This is a genomic window from Burkholderia sp. 22313 (assembly GCF_052045245.1).
Taxonomy (GTDB): Bacteria; Pseudomonadota; Gammaproteobacteria; order Burkholderiales; family Burkholderiaceae; genus Burkholderia.
Window position 1 is genome coordinate 142,634 of the sequence record NZ_JBQEON010000008.1, and the last position, 24,996, is coordinate 167,629.

The 24,996-nt window shown below is 66.6% G+C and carries 29 protein-coding genes and 2 tRNA genes; 10 read left to right on the plus strand and 21 right to left on the minus strand.

The window, feature by feature from the left end; translation table 11 throughout:
- Positions 1-64: 64 nt before the first annotated feature.
- From ACTJKF_RS09315 to ACTJKF_RS09325, 3 genes are all read right to left on the minus strand, one after another.
- A complete protein-coding gene (locus ACTJKF_RS09315) occupies positions 65-1,123 on the minus strand; it encodes a permease (RefSeq protein WP_440623269.1) in 1,059 nt (352 codons plus the stop codon).
- Positions 1,120-2,247: a tRNA 2-selenouridine(34) synthase MnmH gene (mnmH, locus tag ACTJKF_RS09320; RefSeq protein ID WP_440623270.1), complete on the minus strand. Its 1,128-nt coding sequence runs from the start codon at positions 2,245-2,247 to the stop codon at positions 1,120-1,122. The genes ACTJKF_RS09315 and mnmH overlap by 4 nt, the downstream gene beginning before the upstream one ends.
- 62 nt (positions 2,248-2,309) lie before the next feature.
- Positions 2,310-3,263: a LysR substrate-binding domain-containing protein gene (locus ACTJKF_RS09325; protein ID WP_440623271.1), complete on the minus strand. Its 954-nt coding sequence runs from the start codon at positions 3,261-3,263 to the stop codon at positions 2,310-2,312.
- Positions 3,264-3,429: 166 nt separating this feature from the next.
- Between ACTJKF_RS09325 and ACTJKF_RS09330 the strand changes: the two genes are divergently transcribed.
- Positions 3,430-4,851: a M20 family metallopeptidase gene (locus ACTJKF_RS09330; RefSeq protein WP_440623272.1), complete on the plus strand. Its 1,422-nt coding sequence runs from the start codon at positions 3,430-3,432 to the stop codon at positions 4,849-4,851.
- 35 nt (positions 4,852-4,886) lie between these two features.
- Positions 4,887-6,173, plus strand: a complete 1,287-nt coding sequence (locus tag ACTJKF_RS09335; protein ID WP_440623273.1) for an MFS transporter — start codon at positions 4,887-4,889, stop codon at positions 6,171-6,173.
- 89 nt (positions 6,174-6,262) lie between these two features.
- Here the strand turns inward: ACTJKF_RS09335 and ACTJKF_RS09340 are convergent, their stop codons facing one another.
- Together ACTJKF_RS09340 and ACTJKF_RS09345 are read right to left on the minus strand one after the other, a co-directional pair.
- Positions 6,263-7,315, minus strand: coding sequence for an NADP(H)-dependent aldo-keto reductase (locus ACTJKF_RS09340; protein WP_440623274.1), 1,053 nt, complete (start codon positions 7,313-7,315; stop codon positions 6,263-6,265).
- Positions 7,316-7,516: 201 nt separating this feature from the next.
- Complete coding sequence (locus ACTJKF_RS09345) at positions 7,517-7,954, minus strand: PaaI family thioesterase (RefSeq protein WP_440623275.1); 438 nt, start codon at positions 7,952-7,954, stop codon at positions 7,517-7,519.
- Positions 7,955-8,122: 168 nt separating this feature from the next.
- Between ACTJKF_RS09345 and ACTJKF_RS09350 the strand changes: the two genes are divergently transcribed.
- Positions 8,123-8,605, plus strand: coding sequence for a winged helix-turn-helix transcriptional regulator (locus tag ACTJKF_RS09350; RefSeq protein ID WP_440623276.1), 483 nt, complete (start codon positions 8,123-8,125; stop codon positions 8,603-8,605).
- 391 nt (positions 8,606-8,996) lie between these two features.
- On the plus strand, positions 8,997-9,620 hold the full coding sequence (locus tag ACTJKF_RS09355; protein ID WP_440623277.1) for a phospholipase D family protein: 624 nt from the start codon (positions 8,997-8,999) through the stop codon (positions 9,618-9,620).
- Positions 9,621-9,764: 144 nt separating this feature from the next.
- Here ACTJKF_RS09355 and ACTJKF_RS09360 read toward each other — a convergent pair whose 3' ends face one another.
- From ACTJKF_RS09360 to ACTJKF_RS09375, 4 genes are all read right to left on the minus strand, one after another.
- Positions 9,765-9,983 (minus strand): hypothetical protein, encoded by a 219-nt coding sequence (locus ACTJKF_RS09360; protein WP_440623278.1) that lies wholly within the window; start codon positions 9,981-9,983, stop codon positions 9,765-9,767.
- 283 nt (positions 9,984-10,266) lie between these two features.
- Positions 10,267-10,740 carry a VOC family protein gene (locus ACTJKF_RS09365; protein ID WP_440623279.1) on the minus strand — a complete coding sequence of 158 codons (474 nt, stop codon included), beginning with the start codon at positions 10,738-10,740 and terminating at the stop codon, positions 10,267-10,269.
- Positions 10,741-11,038: 298 nt separating this feature from the next.
- Complete coding sequence (locus ACTJKF_RS09370) at positions 11,039-11,266, minus strand: hypothetical protein (protein ID WP_440623280.1); 228 nt, start codon at positions 11,264-11,266, stop codon at positions 11,039-11,041.
- Between the two features lie 63 nt (positions 11,267-11,329).
- Positions 11,330-11,638: a phosphatidylserine/phosphatidylglycerophosphate/cardiolipin synthase gene (locus tag ACTJKF_RS09375; RefSeq protein ID WP_440623281.1), complete on the minus strand. Its 309-nt coding sequence runs from the start codon at positions 11,636-11,638 to the stop codon at positions 11,330-11,332.
- A 200-nt stretch (positions 11,639-11,838) separates the two neighbouring features.
- Between ACTJKF_RS09375 and ACTJKF_RS09380 the strand changes: the two genes are divergently transcribed.
- Positions 11,839-12,582, plus strand: coding sequence for a DUF695 domain-containing protein (locus ACTJKF_RS09380; RefSeq protein WP_440623282.1), 744 nt, complete (start codon positions 11,839-11,841; stop codon positions 12,580-12,582).
- A 649-nt stretch (positions 12,583-13,231) separates the two neighbouring features.
- Here the strand turns inward: ACTJKF_RS09380 and ACTJKF_RS09385 are convergent.
- A complete protein-coding gene (locus ACTJKF_RS09385; RefSeq protein WP_440623283.1) occupies positions 13,232-13,645 on the minus strand; it encodes a hypothetical protein in 414 nt (137 codons plus the stop codon).
- Positions 13,646-13,992: 347 nt separating this feature from the next.
- On the opposite strand from ACTJKF_RS09385, the gene ACTJKF_RS09390 reads away from it, so the two are divergent.
- Positions 13,993-14,457 (plus strand): plasmid fertility inhibition factor family protein, encoded by a 465-nt coding sequence (locus tag ACTJKF_RS09390; protein WP_440623284.1) that lies wholly within the window; start codon positions 13,993-13,995, stop codon positions 14,455-14,457.
- 660 nt (positions 14,458-15,117) lie between these two features.
- On the opposite strand, the gene ACTJKF_RS09395 is transcribed toward ACTJKF_RS09390, so the two are convergent.
- The 8 genes from ACTJKF_RS09395 to ssuD form a co-directional block, all read right to left on the minus strand.
- A tRNA-His gene (locus ACTJKF_RS09395) sits at positions 15,118-15,193 on the minus strand.
- A 58-nt stretch (positions 15,194-15,251) separates the two neighbouring features.
- Positions 15,252-16,238: a tRNA dihydrouridine(20/20a) synthase DusA gene (gene dusA, locus ACTJKF_RS09400; protein ID WP_440623285.1), complete on the minus strand. Its 987-nt coding sequence runs from the start codon at positions 16,236-16,238 to the stop codon at positions 15,252-15,254.
- A gap of 126 nt (positions 16,239-16,364) precedes the next feature.
- Entirely contained in the window at positions 16,365-16,619 is a 255-nt protein-coding gene (locus ACTJKF_RS09405) for a hypothetical protein (protein WP_440623286.1), read from the minus strand.
- Positions 16,620-16,674: 55 nt separating this feature from the next.
- On the minus strand, positions 16,675-16,872 hold the full coding sequence (locus tag ACTJKF_RS09410) for a hypothetical protein (protein ID WP_440623287.1): 198 nt from the start codon (positions 16,870-16,872) through the stop codon (positions 16,675-16,677).
- 202 nt (positions 16,873-17,074) lie between these two features.
- Complete coding sequence (locus ACTJKF_RS09415) at positions 17,075-17,290, minus strand: TOBE domain-containing protein (RefSeq protein WP_006400187.1); 216 nt, start codon at positions 17,288-17,290, stop codon at positions 17,075-17,077.
- Between the two features lie 56 nt (positions 17,291-17,346).
- Positions 17,347-18,306 carry an ATP-binding cassette domain-containing protein gene (locus ACTJKF_RS09420; protein WP_440623288.1) on the minus strand — a complete coding sequence of 320 codons (960 nt, stop codon included), beginning with the start codon at positions 18,304-18,306 and terminating at the stop codon, positions 17,347-17,349.
- Complete coding sequence (ssuC, locus tag ACTJKF_RS09425) at positions 18,303-19,115, minus strand: aliphatic sulfonate ABC transporter permease SsuC (protein WP_440623289.1); 813 nt, start codon at positions 19,113-19,115, stop codon at positions 18,303-18,305. The genes ACTJKF_RS09420 and ssuC overlap by 4 nt, the downstream gene beginning before the upstream one ends.
- A 16-nt stretch (positions 19,116-19,131) precedes the next feature.
- Entirely contained in the window at positions 19,132-20,289 is a 1,158-nt protein-coding gene (ssuD, locus tag ACTJKF_RS09430; protein ID WP_440623290.1) for an FMNH2-dependent alkanesulfonate monooxygenase, read from the minus strand.
- 341 nt (positions 20,290-20,630) lie between these two features.
- Here ssuD and ACTJKF_RS09435 point away from each other — a divergent pair, with 341 nt between their 5' ends.
- The gene (locus ACTJKF_RS09435) at positions 20,631-21,062 is read left to right on the plus strand and encodes a hypothetical protein (RefSeq protein WP_440623291.1); all 432 of its coding nucleotides are present in this window, start codon (positions 20,631-20,633) and stop codon (positions 21,060-21,062) included.
- A gap of 120 nt (positions 21,063-21,182) precedes the next feature.
- Here the strand turns inward: ACTJKF_RS09435 and ACTJKF_RS09440 are convergent, their stop codons facing one another.
- The 3 genes from ACTJKF_RS09440 to ACTJKF_RS09450 are packed head-to-tail and all read right to left on the minus strand — an operon-like array spanning position 21,183 to position 23,202.
- Complete coding sequence (locus ACTJKF_RS09440; protein WP_440623292.1) at positions 21,183-22,331, minus strand: enoyl-CoA hydratase/isomerase family protein; 1,149 nt, start codon at positions 22,329-22,331, stop codon at positions 21,183-21,185.
- A 31-nt stretch (positions 22,332-22,362) separates the two neighbouring features.
- Entirely contained in the window at positions 22,363-22,701 is a 339-nt protein-coding gene (locus tag ACTJKF_RS09445; RefSeq protein WP_440623293.1) for a DMT family transporter, read from the minus strand.
- Positions 22,702-22,704: 3 nt separating this feature from the next.
- Positions 22,705-23,202, minus strand: a complete 498-nt coding sequence (locus ACTJKF_RS09450) for a heme-degrading domain-containing protein (RefSeq protein WP_440623294.1) — start codon at positions 23,200-23,202, stop codon at positions 22,705-22,707.
- Between the two features lie 215 nt (positions 23,203-23,417).
- On the opposite strand from ACTJKF_RS09450, the gene ACTJKF_RS09455 reads away from it, so the two are divergent.
- The 3 genes from ACTJKF_RS09455 to aat all read left to right on the plus strand — a co-directional run bounded on the left by ACTJKF_RS09455 (position 23,418) and on the right by aat (position 24,988).
- Positions 23,418-23,494: transfer RNA gene (locus ACTJKF_RS09455), tRNA-Met, on the plus strand.
- 172 nt (positions 23,495-23,666) lie between these two features.
- Positions 23,667-24,212 (plus strand): NUDIX hydrolase, encoded by a 546-nt coding sequence (locus tag ACTJKF_RS09460; protein WP_440623295.1) that lies wholly within the window; start codon positions 23,667-23,669, stop codon positions 24,210-24,212.
- Positions 24,213-24,223: 11 nt separating this feature from the next.
- Entirely contained in the window at positions 24,224-24,988 is a 765-nt protein-coding gene (aat, locus tag ACTJKF_RS09465) for a leucyl/phenylalanyl-tRNA--protein transferase (RefSeq protein ID WP_440623296.1), read from the plus strand.
- Positions 24,989-24,996: the final 8 nt, after the last annotated feature.

Sequence of the window (24,996 nt, forward strand, 5' to 3'; positions counted from 1 at the left end):
CGAGCGCATGCGAGCCGGGCGTGTCCGGCTGCCGCGCCCGCCTACCGTCCCGTCCGCGCGCCGGTCAAAACCCGAACGCGATCGCGAGCAGCCCGCTCGCGATCCCGAACACGACGACGAGGCCCGCGACGATCGCCAGCATGTACGGCTTGAACGAACGCGCGAGCATCGCGAGCGACGGCACGCTGATCGGCGGCAGCGTCATCAGCAGCGCGGCGGCCGGGCCGACGCCCATGCCGAGCGACAGCATCGCCTGGATGATCGGCACCTCGCCGGCCGTCGGGATCACGAACAACATGCCCGCGACCGCGAACGCGATGATCCAGCCGAGATGGTTGCCGATGTCCGGGCCGATATGCGGGAACAGCCACGCGCGCGCCGCGCCGAGCAGCAGCACGAGCACGATGTATTCGGGCACGAGCCGCACGGCCATGCGCGCGAGCAGCTTGATCCAGCGGACGAACGGATTGCCTGCCGCGGCCTGTTCGGCCGCGAGCGCGGCGAGTTGCGCGTCGTCGATGCTGCGGTCCTCCGGACGCGCGATGCGGTTCAGCAGATAGCCGATCCCGAACACCATCGCGATGCCGAGCACGAGCCGCAGCGCGCTCCACTGCCAGCCGAGCACGAAGCCCATGAACACCAGCGCGGCCGGATTCAGCACCGTGTTGCCGAGCCAGAACGCGACCGCACCGCCCGGCGACGCGTGGCGCGCGCGCAGGCCGGCGACGACCGGCGCCGCGCAGCACGTGCACATCATGCCGGGCAGCGACAGCAGGCCGCCCGCGGCGACGCTGCCGAAGCCGGTACGGCCGAGCACACGTGCGACCCAGTGCGCGGGCAGCAGCGCCTGCACGGCCGAACCGAGCAGCAGGCCGAGTACCATCGCCTGCCAGATCGCCTTGCCGTACGCCCAGGCATAGTCGAGCGCCGCCTTGAGCGACGGCTCGGGCGCGGCCGCCGACGTGCCCATCAGGATCGACTGGCCGATCGAATGATGCTCGGCGGCGACGAATGCCTTGTTGTAGTACGGAAACCATTTCACGTAGAACAGGCCTGCGACCGCGATCAGCAGGAAGGTCATCCAGCCGAGCGCCGGACTGGGTTGGGTGCGTGTGGTCGTCATCGTGTGGTGGTCGATTGGTTTTTGTCGGTTGAGGATTCCGCGCCGGCCGCCAGCGCGGCCGACGCAGGCAGCCCCGCTTGCGCGAGCCGGGCCAGCAGCGTGCGCGCCTGATCGCGCACGTCGGCCGCGTTCGGCTGGAACGTGAACGTCAGCGCCCGGTTCGGCTGGTTGTACGTTGCGCGGTAGGTGCGCGCATAGGCGGGATCGTAATGCTTGTCGATCAGTTCGGTGAACAGGTCGGCCCGCGCATCGGCATCGATCAGCGCATTCCAGTGCGCCACCTGGTCACGGCTGTGCAGGCCGATCAGCCGTTGAAGCTGCGCCTTGAACGCGGCCGGTGCGTCGAACAGGTGGGCGTAGTCCTCGAGGAGGAACGCGATGCGCTCGTCGTGCGCCGCGTCGACCTGGACCCACGGCCCGGCGTGAAACGCGTCGATCAGCGCGATCGGCAGGTGCACGAGCCCGATCCTGCGGCTTTCCGATTCGACGAACACCGGCCATTCGGGGTCGAAACACCCGAGTGTCTCGACGAGCCCCGAATCGAACCCCTTCTGCGACGGTTGCGGTTTGCCCGGCAGCGCGCCGAGCAGCGAGCCGCGATGACACGCGAGCGCCTCGAGATCGAGCGTCTGCGCACCCACGTCGCGCAGCGCGTTCAGCAGCCGCGTCTTGCCGCAGCCCGTATGACCGACGAGCGCGATGTAGCGAAACCGCGTTGGCAGCGTGCCGAGCGTCGCGCACACTGATTGACGGTATGCCTTGTAGCCGCCGTCGAGCTGGCGCGCCTGCCAGCCGATCAGGTTGAACCAGTTCGTCATCGAGCCCGAGCGCTTGCCGCCGCGCCAGCAATAGATCAGCGGCCGCCAGTTGCGCGGACGATCGGCGAACGTGGTGTCGAGATGGCGCGCGATGTTGCGAGCGACCATCGCCGCGCCGACGCGCGTCGCTTCGTACGGCGATACCTGCCGATACATCGTACCGACGATGACGCGCTCTTCGTTGCTGAGCACGGGCGCGTTCAGCGCACCAGGAATATGATCCTCGGCGAACTCGAGCGGCGTACGCACGTCGATGATCTCGTCGAAGTCGCCGGCGCGATCGAGGGTGACAAGCAGGTTCTTCAATTTGGCGTCAAGCAGGGGCAGCGGCTCGATGAGCCGCATGGGCACGGAAGGCGGATTGGTGATTATCTCACGCCCGGGCGTCGCGGGCCGCGCGCGGCAACCGGCGCGGGTGCTGCGGCGCGCATCACGTCGACCAGATGGTCGCGAAACGCGCGCACCGACGCGGGCAGATCGCGCCCCGCCATGGTCTGCACCTGGATGCTGCGCTCGCGCAGCTGGGGGTTCGTGACGGGCACCACGACGAAGCCGTCCGCGTCGAAACGGTCCCGCACCGACAGCAGCCCCGTGAACATCACCGCACCGGTACGCTGCGCGTAGCGGTACATCACCGCGGTGTTGTTGCTGGTGAGCTCCGGCTCGAGCATGAGCCCGTCGAGCACGCATGCGATGTCGATCAGCTGCCGGACCGTCGTGCCGGCCTCCGGCAGCACGTGCGGGTGCCGCGCGACATCGGCAAGCGACACCGAATCGCGCGCCGCGAGCGGATGATCGCGCCGCACGAGCGCGAAGATCGGCGCACGCTCGGCGTGTTCGACGCGCACGCCCTGCTCCGGCGCCAGACTGAACGTCAGCCCGATATCGGCATCGCCGTCGCGCACCCGCCGCGTCGCATCGGCCGGCGACACGACCCACACCGAGAAATCGACGCCCGGGTGGCGCGCCTTGAAGCTCGCGAGCGCGCCCGGCAGGAAATCGATCGCGAATCCTTCGGAGCAGGCGATCTTCAGCAGGCTACCGTGCAGCGCCTCGAGCCCGCCGATTTCCTTCATCACGTGCTCGGCCTCCAGCAGGCTGCGCTGCGCGAAGCCCAGCAGCCGCTCGCCGGCCTCCGACAGCGCCATCCCGCGCGGCCGGCGTTCGAACAGCGGCGCGCCAAGCTCGCTTTCGAGCTTCGCGATCTGACGGCTGATCGCCGACACGGCCACGTGCAGCCGCGCGGATGCGTCGCTGATCGACCCGGTGCGCGCCACTTCGACGAAGTACCGCAGCGCAAGACCATGCAGGAAAGCCGCCATCGTTCTATCCCCAGGGCCCGTGACCCAAGGCCGCTCCGCTTTGCCTTTTCGGCAAAGGAATGTTCGAAATTCGATCATTGTGACAAAAAAAACGGCTTTCTAGAATCGATCGCACGCCCGGCCATGCGCACCGCGTCTGCCGGAATACCGATCAAGGAGACTCGTCTTGAGCCGTACCGCCGCCATCCAGCACGCGTTGAACCAGTTCGAATCGGGTGCGTTCTTCACGACCCTGAGCCGCCGCGTCGGCCTGCGCACCGAAAGCCAGGAAAGCGGCTCGGGCGCCGCGCTGCGCGCCTACCTGGCCGACGAGATCGCGCCGGAGGCCGCGCGCCTCGGCTTTACGTCGCGGCTCGTCGACAACCCCATCGACGGCGGCGGCCCGTTCCTGCTGGCATCACGCCACGAGGACGATGCGCTGCCGACCGTGCTGATCTACGGCCACGGCGACGTCGTGCGCGGCTACGACGCGCAATGGCGCGCACCGCTGTCGCCGTGGACGCTGACCGTCGAAGGCGATCGCTGGTACGGCCGCGGCAGCGCCGACAACAAGGGCCAGCACACGATCAACCTCGCCGCGCTGGCGAGCGTGCTCGACGCGCGCGGCGGCCGGCTCGGCTTCAACGCAAAGCTGCTGATCGAGATGGGCGAGGAAACGGGTTCGCCGGGCCTCGACGCACTGTGCCGCCAGGAGCGCGATGCGCTCGCGGCCGACGTGCTGATCGCGTCCGACGGGCCGCGCCTCACCGCCGAACGTCCGACCGTATTCCTCGGCTCGCGCGGCTCGGTCAACTTCAAGCTGAGCCTGCGCGCGCGCGACGGCGGCCATCACTCCGGCAACTGGGGCGGGCTGCTGCGCAACCCGGCGACCGTGCTGGCGAACGCGCTCGCGAGCCTCGTCGATGCGCGCGGCGCGATCCGCGTCGCGGGGCTGCGTCCGCCGCCGATCCCGGCTGCCGTGCGCGCCGCGCTCGCCGACCTGTCCGTCGGCGGCGGCCCGGGCGACCCCGCGCTCGACGCCGGCTGGGGCGAACCGGGCCTCTCCGCGGCCGAGCGCGTGTTCGGCTGGAACACCTTCGAGATCCTCGCGTTCAAGGCCGGCAATCCCGAACATCCGGTCAACGCGATTCCGCCCGTCGCATATGCACACTGCCAGCTGCGTTTCGTGGTCGGCACCGATTGGGAAGCACTACAGGCGCACCTGCGCGCGCATCTCGATGCGCATGGCTTTGCCGACGTCGAGATCGACGTCGAACGCGGCGCCCCGGCGACGCGCCTGCCGCCGGACGATCCGTGGGTGCGCTGGGCCGTCGCGTCGCTTGCGCGCACGACCGGCAAAAAACCCGCGATCCTGCCGAACCTCGGCGGCACGCTGCCGAACGAAGTGTTCGCCGACACGCTCGGGCTGCCGACGCTGTGGGTCCCGCATTCGTATCCCGCCTGCTCGCAGCACGCGCCCGACGAGCATCTGCTCGCGAGCGTCGTGCGCGAGGGGCTGCAGATGATGGCCGGCCTCTTCTGGGATCTCGGCGACGCCGCGCCGCCCGTTCGCCGCGCGGCACCCGCCGCGGCCGGCGCCGCCCTGTAACGCGCTTCGCCCCTTGCTCGGGACCTGCTCACACGATGAATACGACCACCCTGACCTCGCAGGACGCCGCGCGGCCCAGCGCCGCGAAGATCCGGCGCATCATCTTCGCCGCATCGATCGGCAATGCGCTCGAATGGTTCGACCTGATCGTCTACGGCTTTTTCGCGGTGACGATCGCCAAGCTGTTCTTCCCCGCGACGAGCGAGGCGACGTCGCTGCTGCTCACGCTCGGCACATTCGGGCTGTCCTACCTGATCCGGCCGATCGGCGGCTTCGTGCTCGGCGCCTATGCCGACCGCGCGGGCCGCAAGGCGTCGCTGCTGCTGTCGATCGGGATGATGATGGCGGGAACGCTGCTGATCGCGCTGATGCCGACCTACGCATCGATCGGCATCCTCGCGCCGCTCGGGATCATGTTGTCGCGGCTGATGCAGGGCTTTTCCGCCGGCGGCGAATTCGCGAGCTCGACCGCGTTCCTCGTCGAACATGCGCCGCAACGGCGCGGCTTCATGTCGAGCTGGCAGTTCGCGAGCCAGGGGCTCGCGACGCTGCTCGCATCGGGTTTCGGCGCCCTGCTGACGTCGACGCTGAGTACCGCGCAACTCGAAAGCTGGGGCTGGCGCGTGCCGTTCCTGTTCGGCCTCGCGATCGGCCCGGTCGGGCTGTACATCCGCCGCTACGTCGACGAGGGGATCGAGTTCAAGACGCAGGCACGCTCGGAAGCGCCGGTGCGCGAGCTGTTCGCGGACCAGAAGTTGCGCGTGCTGCTGTCGATCGGCGTGCTCGTGATCTCGACCGCGATCAACTACATGGTTCTGTACATGCCGACCTACGCGATCAAGCAGCTCGGGCTGCCGGCCTCGACCGGTTTCGCGGCGACGCTCGCGACCGGCTTCGTGCTGACGCTCGTCACGCCGCTCGTCGGGCATCTGTCGGATCGCACCGGGCGCATTCGCGTGATGGTGGCGGCAGCCGTGCTGATGCTCGTCACCGTGTGGCCGACGTTCGCATGGCTCACCCAGCACGCATCGTTCGCGACGATGCTGGCCGCGCTGATCTGGATCGGCCTGCTGAAGGCGACGTACTGCGGTGCGCTGCCGGCGCTGATGGCCGAACTGTTCCCGTCACAAACCCGCGCGACCGGCCTCGCGGTCAGCTACAACACAGGCGTCACGCTGTTCGGCGGCTTCGCGCCGTTCGTCATCACCTGGCTGATCAGCGCGACCGGCAACCGGCTGTCGCCGGCGCTGTACCTGATGGGCTGCGCGGTGCTGAGTCTTGCCGCACTGGTCGCCGCGCGCATGCGGCTCGGAATGCGGTAACCGCGATCGCGCAAGCAACGGCCGCGCAGCGATGCGCGTCATCGCACGCGGCCCGCCGCGGCATCCGTGCCGCGCGGGCCGCGCGCCGTTTACGGCGCCGGGTTCGGCTGCAGTTCGTGCAGCGTATCGATCTCGGCCAGGATCTCGTCGGACAGCTTCACGTCGATGCTGCCGATGTTCTCCTTCAGTTGCTCGAGCGACGTCGCGCCGACCAGGTTGCTGCGCACGAACGGCCGGCTGTTGACGAACGCGAGCGCAAACTGCGCGGGAGACAGCCCGTGGCGTTTCGCGAGCGCCACGTAGCGTGACGTCGCCTCGACGGCCTGCGGCTTGCTGTAGCGCTGGAAGCGCTCGAACAACGTGATGCGCGCGCCGGCCGGACGCGCGCCGTTCTCGTACTTGCCGGACAGCCAGCCGAACGCGAGCGGCGAATACGCGAGCAGGCCGATGCCATCGCGATGCGTGAACTCCGACAGGCCGTTTTCGAACGTGCGGTTCAGCAGGCTGTACGGGTTCTGGATGCTGGCGATGCGCGGCAGCCCGAGCTGCTCGGCCGCACGCAGGAACTGCGCGACGCCCCACGGTGTTTCGTTCGACACGCCGATCGCGCGGATCTTGCCGGCCTTCACGAATTCCGCGAGCACGCCCAGCGTTTCCTCGATCGGGACCGTGTATGCATCGTCGACCCACGGATACGCGGGACGGCCGAACGTCGTCGTGCTGCGATCGGGCCAGTGCAGCTGGTACAGGTCGACGTAGTCGGTCTGCAGGCGCTTGAGGCTGCCGTCGAGCGCCTCGGTCAGGTTCTTGCGGTCGAACTGGTTGCCTTCGCCGCGGATATGGCGCGGGTTGTGCGGCTGCCGCGCCGGGCCCGCGATCTTCGTCGCGAGCACGATCCGGTCGCGCTGCGCACGGTGCTGCGCGAGCCAGGTGCCGATGTACTGCTCCGTACGGCCTTGGGTGTCAGGCTTCGGTGGCACCGGATACATCTCCGCGGCGTCGATCAGCGTGACGCCCTGCCCGAGCGCGTAATCGATCTGCTCGTGCGCGTCGCGCTCCGAATTCTGCTCGCCCCACGTCATCGTGCCGAGACCGATCAGGCTGACCTCGATGCCCGAATCGCCGAGTGTGCGGTATTCCATGCTGTTCCTGTCGCGTCAGTGGAAAGCAGGAACGCTATCACATTGAAGCGCGTGTTTCAGACGGCCGATGCATACGCTTACAGGTGCCATTCGGCGGGCCGGTCCTGCGCGCGGGCTTCGGCTGCGGCCGCGCGCGCGTCGTTCGCATGCCATCGGGCAGCGGACCCAGCCGTTCCAGCCGTTACAACATCACCTCGTCCGTCACTGCGGCCGCTGAATGAAGCAGGTGGCCGACGCGTGCGCGACGATCTTGTCGTCAGGCGTCTTCAGCGTGCCTTCCGCAACGCCCAGCGAACGCGACAGATGAATCACGCGCCCTTCCGCGATCAGATCGACGTCGCGCGGCACGGGGCGCAGCATCTTCACGTGCAGGTCGACCGTGCCGTAGCCGACGCCCGCGTCGAGCATCGAATGCACCGCACAGCCCGTGACCGAATCGAGCACCGTCGCGGCGAACCCGCCGTGCACGCCGCCGAGCGGATTCAGATGGCGGCCGTCCGCGCGGGCGGACATCTTCACGTAGCCAAGCTCGACGCCAAGCGGCTGCATCGGGATCGTCTCCGAGATCGACGCGAGCGGCACATCGCCCGCCGCCGCCGCACGCAGCAGTTCGAGACCGGACAGGGAAAGCGGATTCATCGGGTTGTCTCCTGATTGAAAGTGCGTCGCCGCACCAGTAAGTTCCAAATTGGAACTCATTATTGACAACCGGGCCGGGCTTGTCAACGCGCCGACGCCCGTTGCGACCGAAGGCAAGTTCTATAATCGAACCCGCTCCTTCGCTGAACCGCCGCACGAGACTCGATCATGAAATGGGATGACATCGGCACGCTGAACTGTTCGGTCGCGCGCACGCTCGCCGTGCTCGGCGACCGCTGGACCATGCTGATCCTGCGCAACGCTTTTCTCGGCTGCCGCCGCTTCGATGCATTCCAGACGCAACTGGGCCTCACGCGCCACGTGCTGGCCGAGCGGCTCGCGCGCCTCGTCGACGAAGGCGTGCTGGTCAAGCGCGCGTATCAGGAACGACCGCCGCGCTTCGAATACCGGCTGACGGAAAAAGGCCTCGATCTCTACCCGGCCCTGCTCGCGCTGATGACCTGGGGCGACCGCTGGAAGGACGACGGCCAGGGGCCGCCGGTGCAATTGCGTCATCGCACCTGCGGTCACCTGATGCAGGCGGTCGCGGTGTGCTCGGCGTGCGGCGAGCCGCTCGATGCACACGACGTGCAGCCGGAACCCGGGCCCGGGTGGGTCGCACGCGAAACGGCCGGGCCGCTCGATACCTGACGCCTGGCTCACACAGCCTGATGAACGCGCATCGCCGTGCGACGGCCATGCCTGCACATGACACATCCCTCCTTCTGCATGCCGGGCCTTTGCATGGCCGCACGCTGCGCCATTCGCGCATTGCGCGACACTGAAACGATCCGATCGCGAGCGTGCGTTTCTTCTCGCCGGGATCGTGTCGCTAGCCGCATACACCCGCGGACCCTGCATCGCCATCAATCGACCCGCGCGATGATCGAACCCGTGCAAGTGCCGCGCAGCATGAGGATGTCGCCGCACCGTGCGCTGCACTCCGCCACGCAAGGCCATCCATTCGCATGAAGGCGTGACCGCGCCGCCGTGTCTGCGTTACACTCACGGCCCGCTGTCTCAAAATCATTCGCTGTCCAAGATGTTGTCGCGCAAACGCCTCGCCACCGCCTGCCTCGCCGCTTCCCTGCTCGCCACGCCCTTCGCCGCCTTCGGCAAGACACACAACGAATCGCTGCTGCAGCAGGCGATCGACTTCATCGCGCAACTGCTGCCGGCCCCGACCCACGAAGCGCCCGCAACGCAAGTCGTCGAATCGGCGTTCTCGCCCGATGGCGGCGCCGAGGCGCTCGTGCTGAAGGCGATCGGCGCCGCGCACAGCTCGATTCGCGTGGCCGCCTACTCGTTCACGTCGCCGCCCGTCACGCGTGCATTGCTCGCCGCGAAGCGGCGCGGCGTGAATATCGCGGTCGTCGTGGACGACAAGGGCAATCGCGCGAAAAGCAGCAAGCAGGCGCTGAACCTGCTCGTCAACGCGGGCATCCCGACGCGCACGATCGACGCCTATGCGATTCATCACGACAAGTACCTCGTGATCGATGCCGAGCATGTCGAGACGGGTTCGTTCAACTACAGCGCTTCGGCGGCAAGCCGCAATTCCGAAAACGTCGTCGTGGTGTGGAACAATCCGCAGCTCGCGTCGCGTTACCTCACGCATTGGCAAAGCCGCTTCGACCAGGGCACGCCGTACCGCTCGTCCTACTGACACATCGCGCGCCATCGCCGCGTGCCGACGCTCGCCGTGCACGCAGTCGCTCCGTGACGTCCCCATGATCGGTGCACATGACGCGCCAATCAACCTGACCGAATGGCCGGCATGGCGAACGGGACATCGCCGCCCGCAGCGGAATCAGTGGATCTCGGGCGATCGCTCCGCGATTTGCGCGGCGGCGCCACATCGGCTCGCGTTCGCGGGCGCATCGCTCGCCGAAGGCTTCGGGTGATCGTGCGTGCCGCCCGGCAGCGCGCCGAGCACGCAGTCCGTGCTGAAGTTCAACGTGTTCTGGACCATCGGGTAGAGCAGGTACAGCGCAAACGCGAGATATCCCGCGTACAGAATTCGAATCATGGGGCGATAGATGAACAATTGATCTCGCCCTGTTTACGGCACCGGATCGGACGGCTTGAGCCGCCAGGCATCGATTTGCGCCCGGCAGCAACGCACGAGCCGGCCGCTTGCCGCGTCGAACGATGCCCCCGTCGGCACACGACGCCTGATCGACAGGCGATGTCCGAGGGCACGCAGCGCGGCAACGCAGCCGGCTCGCGAGCGTGAACGACTCGCGCACCGTCACACGCTGGCGTGGCGGCAGTCGTCCGCCGCGTTCAACCGAAGGATGAGCCCGATTCGGTCAGCCGCCGCATGGCGGCGCGCTCGCCATCGCTGCCGCGATCTGTTCGGGCGTCAGGTCGCGCTGGTGGGTCGCGATCGACCAGCGATGGCCGAACGGATCCTCGACCTGTCCGTAGCGATCGCCCCAGAACATGTCGGCGGCCGGCATCGTGACGGTCGCGCCGGCTGCAACCGCCTGCGCGATCGCCACATCCGTGTCCGGTACGAACAGGTGCAGGCAGACCGGCGTGCCTTTCAACGTCTTCGGTCCGAGAGCGCCATGCTCCGGCATTTCGTCCACGAGCATCAGTGTCGAATCGCCGATGGCGAGACACGCGTGCGCGAGCCTGCCGTCGGGCGTCGGCAGGCGAAACCGTTCGATCGCGTTGAACGCGCGCCGGTAGAAGTCGATGGCGGCGGCGGCGCCGGCGCAGATCAGATGGGGCGTCAGCGTGCGCATCCCTTCCGGGATCGGTTTGACGGACATGGCCATGGGTGTCGCTCCTTCAATCGGTTGTCGTGTCGGAAAACGGGACGGACGCACGATGCGCACGCCTCCGACGCTACGACGGACGAACTAGACGGAAATCGACACGCGTGCCGAGATTTTTTGATTCGTTGGCGACCGACCGGCCGGCACCGCGCAGATGACCGCCTTGCGCCTGCCACTTCGGCTGTCGACCGGCAGCGTCGCCGATAACGCGCGAGTCCCCGGACCGTCGACAGGATCGACAGGCCGGACGGCTACGTGCGCTTCTCGCTTGCGTCGCTCAACGCTTCGGACCCACGCATCAATTGCACACCTTGACGGCGCCGTTTGATGTGCATTGACCGACCGCCCAGTGACTCTGCCCCGCGAGGTGCGGCGCGACGCCGATGCCACGGATCGGCGTCGCCACGGACGATGCCGGCACCGTTGCCGAAGCGCTCTCGGGCGACGGCGGCACGGATTCGGTCTGACAGGCAGCGAGGGTCAGGCAGAATGCTGCCGCCAACGGAGCGATGGTGTGTCGGGGCATGGTGTCGTGCGCGGGTGCGGGATTCGGTCGTGATCGGCACGAGGAGCGCGCATCGATCGCCGCTCAGATCTGCGGAAGATCACGCAACGTGCGCGACTCGTTCGTCGCGTCGATGTCGAGTTCGATCCCTTCCGACGCGTCGCGATACCGCACGCGCTTCAGCCTCGGCCCCACCGCCGTGCCGTCCGCTTCGTCGAACACGGCGTGAACTTCGTTGCCGGACGCAAGCGCGCGCGCCACGTCGGCGACCGACGCCTCGCTCGGCGTCGCCGCCCACGACCGGTCCGCCGGATTGACGGCCGCCCAGCGCACGTGTGTCACGCGCGCGCTCAGTACATCGATTCGAACACCATTCACCGCGAACATCGACATCGACATCTCCTTCGAAATGATTGCGGCCGGGTGCACGCCTGACGATGGAACCCGACGATGACGCGATCGCACGCGAATTCGGCCGCCACCGGGCACGCCAGGCGCGCGATCGTATAGCGCGCTTCGCGCCAACGCGATTTTCGATGATACATTGGGACGCTTTGCAACCGTCAACAGACAATCGTGCACGGGAGAAACACATGACCGACGCCTGGGGAACCTTCCCTGCCAGAATGGGCGACCATCAGGCTTTCATCAGCTTCAATCACAGCTTTGCGGAAGTCGCCGAGAACGATCCTCGCACGTCGCTGCTCAGCGTGCGTGTCGCACTTGCGCATCCGACGCCCGACGGCCTGCCGAGCGGCGACGAGTTCGCCGATCTCACGAAGATCGAGGATCTGCTGGACGCGGCGGTCATCGCGAAAAACGGCGTGCAGGTCGGCCGCGTCACCGTCGACGGCAACCAGGATTTCCTGTTCTACGTGCCGTTCGACGAAGAAGCCGCGGCCGAGATCGTCGACTCGCTGGCCGAACAGACGACCTACGCGCTTCAGTACGCGTATCAGGACGACCCGGACAAGGAAACGTACTGGCGCACGCTCTACCCGACCGACGACGACTGGCAACTGATGCGCGACATGCGCGTGCTCGACGCGTTGCGGCAGAAAGGCGACGTGAGCGACACGAGCCGGCGCGTGATGCACTGGGCCTATTTCCCGGAACCGAGCGACGCACATCAGTTCGCCGACTGGGCCGAGTCGAGAGGCTATCTGGTCGAATCGGTCGCGCCGACCGAGGACGGCAAATCGGCCGTGCGGTTTGCACACGAAGGCACGATGGCGCTGGCCGACGTCACGCGCCACACGCTCGCGATCAACCGCGAAGTGCGCTCGCTCGGCGGCGAATACGACGGCTGGGAAACCAGTGTCGAGCAGGCAGGCTGATCCGGCTGACACGCGCATCGCGCGCGATCGGCCCCTGGCGGGTTCGATACAAAAGGCATCCCGGCAGCGCGACGGTGCGCCGCCGGGATCAAGGCATCGCCGGCCGTAACCGGCGATGGGCCCAAGCGATCGCTCAGGCACGAGGAAAGCGATTCATGCGGATCAGGCGAACGGTTCGGGGCGCGCGACGCCGCCTGCCGAACGCCTGTCCGGTTCCGCCGACGCGGCGTGCCTGCGTCGCACGGGCAAAAAGCCCCCGCTCCTGCGCGAGCGAGCGAGCGGGGAAACGGTTGACCGGGCCGGGGTAGAACGGCCAACCGGTCAGATTGTGACCGTGGCCCGTGCAACCATCTGTGCGGCAACTCACCCTTGCAACGGGAAAGCACACGTGCGCCGCGGCCCATCCTGCCAGACGCGTGGCAGCGACCATCGCGCCGGCAATCGGCAGCGCGCTTCCTTTCATGCTTCGAGTCTGGATTGTTCGATTTGTGCAGGCGTTTTTTAAATCGCTCGCCGGCCTCCAGCATGTCGCGGTTATTGGCAAAATGGCGCGATTCTGCTTTCCCTTGGGTCGCCGATTTTTTCATAATTCCGCGAAACGATATTTGACGGTCGATATAACTCGCTTCGAGACCACGTCGGCTCGATGCTATGCCGGGCCATCCGACCACCAGCCGGCGATCATGTCGATCCAGTCGAGATCGCTGGCGACTTCAACCACGACCTCACGGACGATTTCCGCGGCGGAAGTCTCGCTGGCCACCGCGCCGGCGGCACCCGCCGCACCGGCTACGGCCGCGTTCTGCGCCGTGATTTCAACGAGCGGCGCGCGCTGCGGGCTAACCCATTGCTCCAGCCAGTCGACGATGTGTGCGCGCGCGTCGTCCTCGTCGACGAAGTCGTTACGTTTCAGAAAACGGTCGAACACGGCCCACGCGAAGGTCTTGCCTCGCGAAAGAGAATCCAGTTGCCAGTCGACCACGCCCACCCGACCGGTTTCCCGAGCTTCGAGCGTCGCGGTGAAACGGTAATCGAGATATTCGATGTCAAATTCCGTCGACATGATTTTCTCCGGTCAATCCGCCCTCTCGGTTCTTATGATGCTCGACGCTTGCACGGCTTCACGGCTTCACGGCTTCACGGCTTCACGGCTTCACGCGCTGCGTGAATCTTGTGTGAATTCCTGATCGCGCATTATTCCGGCAGGCAGTATCGCGATATTCTCGAAACCTGTCGACTGCGCTTGAAAATCGATGGCTACATCCACCCGGTACTCGCGCCGTGACCGACTCTGCGCCGTGTTTTTTGCACGTGATTTCGCCGGTTCCATTCCGGGTACTCGCCTGCTCCGCAGTTGCGGTCACGCTGCTACACTCCGGCCACGAAAATCGCTGCGCGACCAAGGAAACAATGACACTCGCCCGGGCACAACTTGACGGCATCGACGTCTGGATCATCCAGCTTCCGGGGCACACCGCGTATGCCTATACGCATCTCAAGCGGGTATTCGCATCCGACGACTCGCGGCATCGCGTCGTGACGGTCGACTTGACGAAACTGCTCGCATGCGCCGACCGCGACACGACCGACTATGTGCTGCCGTCGGTTCTGTACTGGGCGCCCGGCAAGGCCGCGGGCATCCGCGACTTTCTCGATCCGGCCGAAGCCAGGATTCCCGACATGCCGTTCATCACGTTTCGCGAAACCAGAATGCGGACGCTGCTCGGCATCCCGGGACTGTCGAAGGTCGGTGTCGCGTCGTTCCGCAACGGCCAGCATCGCGCGCGCTATCTCGCGCATGCGGGTGCGACCCGCCTGCCGGTCGAGGTGCATGAAACAGAGGCGGATATGCTGCTGCGCTATTGCGGCGAGTGACGGATACGACGCGTCGATTGCGCGGAATCGGGCGTGTCGCGCCGCGCAGGGTGACGATTCGATTTTCCGGCACGTGAGGAGCACATCCGTTGCGTGATGGCGGCCGGGAAAGTGCGGCAGTCACGGTATTTCTACGACGGGGTGAACGTGAATCGCGTGCGATGTGCGATGGTACGCGGCATGCCGTGGTCATTGCGCAGTTCGCTTTGACGCTTGCTGCTGTTCCGATTCCTCGATAGTGCCACCGGCAAAAAATGTCCCGACGCTTTCCGGGTCGTCGGGACCGAACGGCCCTGCACAGCTGAGGGCACGAGGAAGTCGTTACATTACATCAATGAAAGAATGTCAAACACGGCGATTCCCGCCAAGTCGCTGGCCTATTCCGCCAATTTGAGGGCGCGGGACGTCGCAGGTCCGGGCGCTTTGCAGTGCAGGCCCGCAAGCGCAAATGCAGTATTGATAGGCCGTTAATGCTGGAATGACGCGACTAGTCACTCGATTGCAGTATCGAGACTGCGCCGATCGACTGAGGTGAAATGGGTGGAGGGATTGCGAGCAGAATGCTCGGGAAATGACGCGGTCTGAATTGAGGCGATTGCTTCAAGTTTTCCGCGCAAAGCAAAACAGGCGCCTAAGCGCCTGTTTTGTTAATGCATTCGGTGGGGTGGCTGATGGGACTCGAACCCACGACGACAGGAATCACAATCCTGGACTCTACCAACTGAGCTACAGCCACCACTGATACTGCTTTGTTCTTCGCTGTTTCGTTTCGTGTTCAGCAGCGAAGAACAAGATTATACGAAGACTTTTCCGTCTTGCAAAGCATTTTTTTCAAAATTTTCGAGAGCGTCGTTCAGATGCGCACGCGCCTCGTCGAACACGGCCAGATCGCCACGCGCGAGCTTCTTGTTGTCCGACAGCACACGACGCCAGCCACGCGCACCCGCGACGCCACGATAGAGCCCGAGCGCATGCCGCACGATCGCGCCGAGATAGGTGCCGCGCTTCAGTTCCGCCGCGCAGTACTCGATCAGTTGCGCCTCGGCCTCTTCGCGCGTCGGCACCGCCGCGGCCGAGCCATAGAAGCGCGCATCGACACCCGCGAGCACATACGGGTTGTGATAAGCCTCGCGACCGAGCATCACGCCGTCGACATGCTCGAGATGCTGCGCGACTTCATCGAGCGTCTTGATCCCGCCGTTGATCACGATCTCCAGCGACGGAAAATCGCGCTTCAACTGATACGCATAGTCGTACTTGAGCGGCGGGATCTCGCGGTTTTCCTTCGGTGACAATCCCTTCAGGATCGCATTGCGCGCGTGCACGACGAAGGTCTCGCAGCCCGCCTCGGCGATCTTGCCGACGAAGTCCCGCACGAACGCATAATCCTCGACCGCGTCGACCCCGATCCGGTGCTTGACCGTGACCGGCACCGACACCGCATCGCGCATCGCCTTCACGCAATCGGCGACGAGCTGCGGCTCGTTCATCAGGCACGCGCCGAACGCACCGCGCTGCACACGCTCGGACGGACAGCCGCAGTTCAGGTTGATCTCGTCATAGCCCCACTGCTCACCCAGTTTCGCGGCGCGCGCGAGATCGTCCGGTTCGCTGCCGCCCAACTGCAGCGCGACCGGCGATTCGTTTGGCGTGAATGCAAGATGCCGCTGCGCGTCGCCGAACAGCAGCGCGCCCGTCGTGATCATTTCCGTATACAGCCACGTGTCGCGCGTCAGCGTGCGATGAAACGAGCGGCAATGACGGTCGGTCCAGTCGAGCATGGGCGCCACGGAGACGCGGCGAGGAGGAAGCGAGGACGGTGCGGACATGGAATTCGGGGCAGCAAGCGGCGCGGGAAACAACCCGGCATTTTACCGCAACGCGACCAGGCCGGCCCGGCAGCCTGACTAGACCGGCCCGCCCTCGCCCAGTTCGGCGTCGATGGCCCGCCGTGCCTCGTCGAGCACGCGCTCGATCACGCGCCGTTCGGTCAGCAGCATCCCGTCGACCTTGACGAGCCGCCAGTCGATCCGCACGGTCGCGCCTTGCAGCACGCGGTAGTGCGCATGCTCGCCGTCCCACACCTGCTCGGTCTTCACCTCGATCTCGAAGCCGCGGTACGGCTCGCTGAAATCGCCGAGATCGCTGCCTCTCGGTTCCATCGCTCGCTCCGTGGCGACGCAGCGCCGGGCCGCCTCGGCGGCCGGCGCCGTGCGCTCAATCGTATTCGTTGGACAATACGGATTTGCCGTCCGAGGTCAGGTCGACGCGGTCGGCAGCCGCCTGGTAGATCAGCCCTTCGTTCAGCAACGCATAGACGACGTCGTCGAACGCAGCGGGAACCGGCCGGCTGTCGCCGAACTGGTCGATCCACTTCAGCGCCTCAATGGCTTCGGGAGAAAGGATGGGGGTCATGCGTTGGCCTCCGGCGTCGGTGTCGTTCCATCCTAGCACTTCGTCCGGATGCCGAATACCGTTCCCCTGTTTGGAAGAAAATCATTCGTGGGGCCAGCGCAAGCCCGCTATTAGCGTGAACAGGCCCTAACGCGCGACGACCATGCCGGCCGCCGTGAACGGGCTGAAAGCCCCCTTCGACGTACCGGCACCGGGAACACGCTTAGAGGCGCGCGATCGACACTTCGGTGGACTTCACGAGCGCGACGACTTCCGCGCCGACCTTCAGTTCGAGCTCGTCGACCGAACGCGTCGTGATCACCGACGTGACGATGCCGAACGGCGTCTCGACGTCGACCTCGGACACCACCGGCCCGCGAATGATCTCCTTCACCTTGCCTTTGAACTGGTTACGCACGTTGATTGCAGTGATGCTCATCGGGTTGATCGCTCCAAAGAAATAGTCTGAGAACGGGCGGCGGGTGCCGCCCGACGTTAAACGGCCCAGCGAATCTGCCCGACCGGCCGTACGTGATCGGCCTCAGGCGCCGCACCCCGATCGGCGCCGCCCGGCCCGCCGGCCAGCACGCGTTGCAGCACGCGATCCTCCAGCGCCGCGAACGCGGCCGATGCGCGCGCACGCGGCCGGTCGAGCGGCACCGGCTGATCCAGCGCGACACGCCCCCGCTCGACCAGCAGGATCCGGTCGCCGAGCGCGACGGCTTCCTGCACGTCGTGCGTGACGAGCAGCGCGGTGAACCGATGCTCGCGCCACAACCGCTCGATCAGCGCATGCATCTCGATCCGGGTCAGCGCATCGAGCGCACCGAGCGGCTCGTCGAGCAGCAACAGTTGCGGCCGATGCACGAGCGCACGCGCGAGCGCGACACGCTGCCGCTGGCCGCCCGACAGTTGCGCGGGCCAGTCGTTCGCGCGCTCGAGCAGGCCGACTTCGTCGAGCACCGCGCGCGCCTGGTCGCGTGCACCGCGCCCAAGGCCCAGCATCACGTTCTGCAGCACGGTCTTCCACGGCAGCAACCGTGCATCCTGGTACATGATCCGCGTGTCGAGCGTGCCGCCGCCCTCGCCGCGCGTCGCGAGCGCGCCGCTGCTCGGCGTCTCGAGTCCCGCGACGAGCCGCAGCAACGTGGATTTCCCGCAGCCGCTGCGGCCGACGATCGCGACGAAGCTGCCGCGCGCGATGCCGAGCTCCACGTTGTCGAGCACGGTGCGGGCGCCGAAACGCTTGCTGACGCCCGACAGCGTCACCGCGTCGTCCTGCGCCGGACTGCTCGCGCGCCGCCGGGCGAGCGGCACGACGGATGCGCCGCCGTCCCGATCGACGATCGCCGCATCGCGTGCGTCGTCGTCCGTCACGCGTGCCTGTGCCAGTTCGACCTCGAGGTCTGCGCCGGTGAGCGGGCCGTAGGCGGCCGCCGAAGTCGTCGCATTCATGCCGTTGCTCCTGATTGATACGCGGGGTGCCAGCGCAGCGTGACGCGCTCGATCCATTTCGCCAGCACGTCGGCCAGCTTGCCGAGCACCGCATACAGCAGGATGCCGACCACCACCACATCGGTTTGCAGGAATTCGCGCGCGTTCATCGTCATGTAGCCGATGCCCGACTGCGCGGAGATCGTTTCCGCGACGATCAGCATCACCCACATCAGCCCGAGCGCGAAGCGCACGCCGACGAGAATCGACGGCAATGCGCCGGGCAGGATCACGTCGCGATACAGCGCGAAGCCGCGCACGCCGTAGCTCTTCGCCATCTCGATCAGGTTCGCGTCGACCGAGCGGATCCCGTGATACGTGTTGATGTAGACGGGGAAGAACACACCGAGCGCGACGAGGAACAGCTTCGCCTTCTCGTCGATGCCGAACCACAGGATCACGAGCGGAATCATCGCGAGCGCGGGGATGTTGCGGATCATCTGGATCGTCGAATCGAGCGCGACTTCCGCCGCTTTCGACAGGCCGGTCGCAAGCCCGAGCACAAGACCCACGCCGCCGCCGATCAGAAAGCCGAACAGCGCGCGCCAGGTGCTCACCTTCACGTTCGCCCACATCTCGCCCGACGTCACGAGCGACCACGCGGCGCGCACGACCGCCACCGGCTCGGGCAGCACGCGGGTCGACAGCCAGCCGGCGCGCGCGCCGACCTCCCATGCGGCCAGCAGCGCGAGCGGCACGAGCCACGGCGCGATACCGTGCCATGCGCGGGCAGCCACGGCGGCGCCCGTCGTCGACGTTTTCGTTGTCATCGCAGCCCTCCTTCGTTCAGCTCTGGCTCGCCTTCGGCAGGTAGTTGTTGCCGACGATCTCGCCGAACGGGCCCGACAGCGGCCCGGACGGCCGTTCCGCACCGGTGCCCTTGATCAGCGGGAACACGAGCTCGGCAAAACGGTACGACTCCTCGAGATGCGGATAGCCGGACAGGATGAACGTCTCGATGCCGAGATCCGCGTATTCGCGCATGCGTTCCGCGACCTGCTCGGGATTGCCCACGAGCGCCGTACCCGCGCCACCGCGAACGAGACCGACACCGGCCCACAGGTTCGGATACACCTCGAGCGCCGCTCGGCCGCCGCGCTTGCCGCCGTGCAGCGCGGCCATCCGGCGCTGGCCTTCCGAATCCATGTTCGCGAAGGCCTTCTGCGCGCGAGCGATCGTGTCGTCGTCGAGACGGCTGATCAGCCGCTCGGCATCCCGCCATGCTTCGTCCTCGGTCTCGCGCACGATCACGTGCATGCGGATGCCGAAGCGGATCTTGCGGCCGCGCGATTCCGCGCGTGCGCGAATGTCGGCGATCTTCTTCGCGACGGCCTCGGGCGGCTCGCCCCAGGTCAGGTACGTGTCGATATGATCCGCGGCGATCGCATGCGCGGCCGGCGACGAGCCGCCGAACCACAGCGGCGGATGCGGATGCTGCACCGGCGGATAAAGCGCCTTGCCGCCCTTCGATTGCAGGTGCTTGCCGATGTAGTCGAAGCCGCCGTTGTCGTGCGATGCGGCCAGCAGACCGCGCCAGATATTCAGAAAATCGTCGGTGATCTCGTAGCGCGTATCGTGATCGGCGAACAGCCCGTCGCCTTCGAGCTCGGCGGCGTCGCCGCCCGTCACGACGTTGATCAGCAGCCGGCCGCCCGACAGACGGTCGAAGGTCGCAGCCATCCGCGCGGCCAGCCCGGGCGATGCGATGCCGGGACGCACCGCGACCAGGAACTTCAGACGGCGCGTCGCCGGAATCAGGCTCGACGCGACGACCCACGCATCCTCGCAGGAACGGCCGGTCGGCAGTAGCACGCCGTCATAGCCGAGCGTGTCGGCCGCGACGGCGATCTGCTTGAAATAATCGTAATCCGCGGCACGCGCGCCTTCGGCGGTGCCGAGGTAACGGCTGTCGCCGTGCGTGGGGATAAACCAGAAAACATTCATCTGCGGCTCCTGCTTGACTGTTCTTGCCGAAATCTGGACAAAACGCGGCCCTGCTCGCGTCGCGGATGAGCGACGCATGCATGGTCTGCGATCGAATCGGGATGGCTCGCCGGTCAGGCCGTGCCGCGGGCGAGTACGCGATGGCACGGCTGTTTCTGGGAAATCAGTCTATGGATCGGTACAGGGCTTTGGAACGATTTTTTTGAGCTTAGGTTTTCCGCTTTCGTGATTAGCACGACGCTCAAGCGAATATCGCGTCGGCCGGGCCCTATAATGACGCACCCATCCGAATAACTCCGCGCGGACAGCCCCGGCCAACCGCGCCTGCAATGCACTCATCGATGCAGAAAGTCATCCTGCCGTTCCTGTCCGGCTTCCTGGCCGCCCTCTTCTTTCGCGAAGCGACGCTCGCGCTGCTGCACACGGCCGACCTGATCGCCGCAGCCGGTTTCTCCACGCAACCGTTCGCGCCGCTCGGCATTCCTGAATTTGTCGCGAACGCGCTGATCAGCGCGTGCTGCGCGATTCCGATGGCGTGGCTGTTGCGCGTGTCGCCGGATCGCGAAGCGCCATGGATCGGCGCACTGGTATTCGGCGGCATCGTGCTGACGGCCGCCCGCGTGTTCGCGATCGACCCGCTGCGCGGGATCTGGCCGTCGGGCAACATGATGCCGGTGCTCGCCGCCGGTTTCGCGGCGAACGCGATCTGGGGTTTCGGCGCGCTCGTGTTCATGCGGGCGTTCATGTCCGACGACGCCGGCGACGACGCGTAACCCGCGCGTGCGCGGCGTGGCCCCTGCCGCCGCCAGGCCGAATCGGCATCCGCAAATGAACAGGCCGCCTGCATGTGTGTGCAGGCGGCCTGTTCATTTGCGCGTCGATACCGCGGCGCGTCAGTCCTTCAGGTTGCGCAGCGGATGCGTGTCGGGCGTCCACGGGCTGTCGAACATCGCGAGCACGTCGGCCCGGTCGAGATCGGCGGTCGACTTGAAGCGCCAGGCCGGTTGGTGATCCTTGTCGACGATCAGCGCGCGCACGCCTTCGATCACGTCGCCGTGCGCGAACGTCGAGCGCGTGAGGTCGAGATCGCGCCGCAGGCATTCGGCCATCGTGGCAGCACGGGCCCGCTCGACGAGTTCGAGCGACACGGCCATCGACAGCGGCGACAGCTGATTGCGCATCGCATGGGTCGCCTTCTCGACCCATCCATCGACGGCCGCGCAATCCTGCTCGGCGTCGAGCGACGCGAGGATCGCGCCGATATCGGGCTGTGCGAAATGCCGATCGATTCCGGCGCGCGCGTCGGCCAGCGCCGACGTGCCGGGCGTCGGCACGACCTTGTGCGCGGTCGCCGCGTCGGCGACGCATGCGACGGCCTGCGCACCACTGTCGATGCGCGCACTGCGCAGCGTGTCGAGCAGCGCCGGCAGCGCGGCATCGGGGAGGTAGACGTCGGCGAGCTGCGCATACAGTGCGCCGGCCGCGTCGAGCGTCGCGCCGGTTACCGCGAGATAGCGGCCGAGCGCGCCCGGCGCGCGCGCGAGGAACCAGCTCATCCCGACGTCCGGGAACAGGCCGATGCGCGTTTCGGGCATCGCCATCTTCGTCGAGTCGGTGACGACGCGCAGGCCGCCCGTCTGTCGCGCCGCCTGTGAAATCCCCATGCCGCCGCCCATCACGACGCCGTGCATCAGCGCGATGTACGGTTTCGGATAGGTGAAGATCGTATGGTTGAGCGTGTATTCGTCGATGAAGAACGTGTCGACCGCATCGCGATCGCCGCGCTGCCATGCGTCGTGGAAGAAGCGCACGTCGCCGCCCGCGCAGAACGCGCGCGGATGCGGACTGTGCACGACGACGGCAACCACGCCGGCGTCGTCGCGCCACGCATCGAGCGCCTGCTGCATCAGGCGGATCATCCCGACCGACAGCGCATTCAGTGCCTTCGGCCGGTTCAGTTCGAGATAGCCGATACGGTTCGCGACATACGCGCGCACGTCGGGTTCGGCGGCCGCTACGGAAGCGGAAGTGGAATTGGTCATGTGAGCCATCCGGCATATCGCAGGTGCACGTTCAGTGCGCCTGCATCTTCGAGAACAGGTTCAGCACCACGACGCCCGCGACGATCAGCCCGAGACCGATCACCGCCGGCAAGTCCGGCACCTGACGATAGAGCAGCATCGCGACCAGCGTGATCAGCACGATGCCCGCGCCCGACCACACCGCATAGATGATGCCGACGGGCATCGTGCGCAGCGTGAGCGACAGACAGTAGAACGCGGTGCCGTAGCCGGCCACGACGAGCACCGACGGCCAGAAGCGCGTGAAGCCGTCCGCCGCGCGCAGCGCGGACGTGCCGATTACTTCCGCGACGATCGCGATCGCGAGCCATGCGTAACCCGGAAGCTGCATCGCTCAGTTCCTCGCGAGCGCCAGCACGGCATAGTCCTGCCCGAGCTCGGCGCACAGCGCTTCGACGACGAACTCGTGATCCTCGCGCTGCGGCAGCCCCGATGCGGTGACCGAGCCGATCACGCCGGCGCCCGCGACGGTCAACGGAAACGAACCGCCGTGCGGCGCATAGTCGGAGATCGGCAGCCCGTGCTTGTCCGCGAGCGTGGCGCCGGCCTGCTGCATGCGCAGGCCGATCGCATACGAACTGCGACGGAAATGCGCGACGACGTTGCGCTTGCGGCGCACCCAGTCGGCGTTGTCGGGCGTCGCGCCGGCGAGCGCCGCATAGAACAGCGGCTGGCCGAACGTGACGATGTCGATCGCAATCCCGTGGCCGCGCGATGTCGCCATCGCATGCATGCGGTGGCCGAGCGCCCACGCGCGCGCCGGGTCGAAATGGGGAAACACGAGCGCCTGTTCCTGCGCGCCGATCGATTGCAGATCGTGAGCGATGTCCATGAATCCGTCGATGCAGTAGTGAGTGTTGCAACGGCACCGACGCGATCGCGCACGGCTGCCGCTGCAGGAAGGAACGACACCAGCAAACCGTTCGATTCTAGCGCACGCGCCTGCCGTACCGGCCATCCAAGGGTCCCACCCGCGATTGCAGCGTGAATGTCAGAAAGTACTTGCGTGGATTCGGGTTAGTCCATATAATTTATTTCTTCGACGGACGCGGGGTGGAGCAGTCTGGCAGCTCGTCGGGCTCATAACCCGAAGGTCGTAGGTTCAAATCCTACCCCCGCAACCAACGTCCCGATTCGATGCAAAAAGCCCGGCTCCTCGCCGGGCTTTTTGTTTTGCGCGCCCGATCCAGCGCACCGCACGTTGCGCTTCGCCCGGCATGCCGTGCCCATGCGCTCGCGTTCGAGAATGCCCCGCCCGGGTGATACACTCGCATCACCTCGTCCCTTCCACTCGACATGAAATTCTGCTCCGTCTGCGGTCACGAAGTCATCGCGCGCATTCCTCCGGGTGACAACCGCGAGCGCTTCGTTTGCGATCACTGCGGCACGATCCATTACCAGAATCCGCGTAACGTGGTTGGCACGGTGCCGGTCTGGGGCGATCAGGTCCTGCTGTGCCGCCGCGCGATCGAACCGCGCTACGGGTTCTGGACGCTGCCGGCGGGCTTCATGGAAATGGGCGAGACGACGGCCGAGGCCGCCGCACGCGAAACGCTCGAGGAAGCCGGCGCACGCGTCGAGGTGCAGAACCTGTTCACGCTGCTCAACGTGCCGCATGTACACCAGGTCCACCTGTTCTACCTGGCGCGGCTCACCGATCCAGCCTACGAGGCCGGCGAGGAAAGCCTCGAGGTCAAGCTGTTCGACGAAGCCGACATCCCGTGGGACGAAATCGCGTTCCCGACCGTCAGCCAGACCCTGCGCTTCTTCTTCGCCGATCGCGCCGCCGGCGACTACGGCGTGCATACCGGCGATATCTTCCGCTCGCTGCGCAACGGCTGAGCCCGCGCCCCATGGTCCCCTGGCTCGACCCGGACGATCCGTTTCCGCCCGTCGAACGCGCACTCGGCGCCGCGACCGGCGCGCCGGGGCTGCTCGCCGCAAGCGCCGACCTGCTGCCGTCGCGCCTGATCGACGCCTACCTGCGCGGCATCTTCCCGTGGTACTCGGACGGCCAGCCGGTACTGTGGTGGAGCCCCGACCCGCGGATGATCCTCGCGCCGGCCGAATTCAAGGTGTCCCCGTCACTGCGCAAGACGCTCAAGCGCGTGCTGCGCGATCCCGCATGGGAAGTGCGCGTCGACCACGATTTTCCGGGTGTGATGCGTGCGTGCGCGCAGGCGCCGCGGCGCGGGCAGCGCGGCACGTGGATCACGGCCGAGATCATCGACGCCTATACGTCGCTCCACCGCACCGGCAACGCGCACAGCATCGAGACGTGGCATGACGGGCGCCGTGTCGGCGGCCTTTACGGCGTCGCGTTCGGGCGGATGTTCTTCGGCGAGTCGATGTACGCGGATGCCACCGATGCGTCGAAGATCGCGCTGGCGACGCTCGTCGCCCACCTTCGCGAGCAGGGGCTGGAGATGATAGACTGCCAGCAGAATACGTCGCATCTAGCGTCGCTCGGCGGCCGCGAGATCGCACGCAAGGCCTTTGTCGCTCACGTGCGCCGCGCGGTAGCCGAACCGCCGATTCCCTGGCAGTTCGACAAGCGCGTGCTCGCCGCGCTGACGGGCCCAGCCGAACCGGCGCGCCCCTCCGGGATCGAGCGCTAGCGCGGCAC